This is a genomic window from Allocoprococcus similis, assembly GCF_054660775.1.
Genome location: NZ_BAAHSG010000065.1, coordinates 1 through 1,252, shown reverse-complemented (window position 1 = coordinate 1,252; position 1,252 = coordinate 1). Strand labels below are relative to the sequence as shown.

Genomic DNA, 1,252 nt, shown 5'->3' with positions numbered 1-1,252 from the left:
AAAATAGTCTGCAAATAAAAAGTCAAGCAGAGATTAATGAACTTTGAAAAATTTATACAGGTTGAACGTAAGACATGAAAATAAGACCACCGCGATGCGCTAGTCTGGTAGAAGTTAAAAAGTGATATTAAATAGTTTCATTATTCGACAAGTTGGATAGATATTCTCTTACCCGACCATAATAAATCCGGAGAAATTTGTTTGCCCCGGCAGTCATATAAACATAATAAGGTTTGCCTTCGGATCGTTTTTTATCCATAAAGGCATAAACAGGATCATCCACTGGAGATCGTTTGATAAGACTGTCCATGATCTGAAAAAGAGCTTTACGCAGGTAGGGAGACCCCTTTTTAGAGGTTCGCACACTGTTCTGTATGTGCTTTCCAGAATCATTTTTACCGGGATCAACACCTGCAAAAGCAGTAAGGGCTTCCCGGTGTGTAAAACGGGAAACATCCCCAATCTCAGCGATAAGCTGCGGACCAAGGGTTGCCCCTACACCGTTCATATCCATAACAACCGGATATTCCGGAAGTGTGGATGCAAGCTCATTCATTTTTGAACGGAGCGATTCTACTGTTTTCGAAGCAGTGTTTAGTAATGCTACTGCCTGCCATATCAACATTTTTGTGATGTCATCCTTTGGAAATACGGCAATCAGATCAGAGGAAATCTGATAAATTTTCGCTGCTTTCTCTGCACTGAAGTTATAGTTTTTACGTTTGCACCAATTCTGGTAATGCTCCGTAAAGGCATTTAATGACTTGGAGCGGACGCAATCGACATGCCAGTAGGTATGAATGAAATCTACCCATTTTTGGCTGCCGTCATTGCGGGCAGGACTGTCAAAGAAATCATTGGCTCCCGGATAAGTCTGGTCGATCAGTGCAATGAGATTGTTTTTCATTGCAGTTTTCTGAGCCATATAGAATCCAAATTGTCGGTTCATAGTTTTTAGTTGGTTACGTGTTTTATCCATGATTCCATATTGCTTCAGTTTAGCCCAACGGTCAAGAGTATAACGTGCGATTTTTTTAGAATCTGCTTTATCTGTTTTGGGTGTGCGGAGGGAATCATCACCGAAATCTCTGATCAGGATAGGATTTACGGCACTGACAAAGATACCGGCATCAGAAAGCCATGTGGCAACCGGTTCATAGTATCTGCCGGTATGCTCCATGCAGACTTTGGTTTCGCCTTCAAGGCTTTTGATCTGTTTGATCAGGTCGTTTATGGCAGACTGGGAATGAGG

1 protein-coding gene is annotated in these 1,252 nt (G+C 41.8%); it reads right to left on the bottom strand.

Annotated elements, in window-relative coordinates; genetic code table 11:
- Positions 1-127: 127 nt before the first annotated feature.
- A partial coding sequence (locus tag ACYQ5K_RS17285; RefSeq protein ID WP_459778133.1) for an IS110 family RNA-guided transposase occupies positions 128-1,252 on the bottom strand: 1,125 nt, incomplete at its 5' end.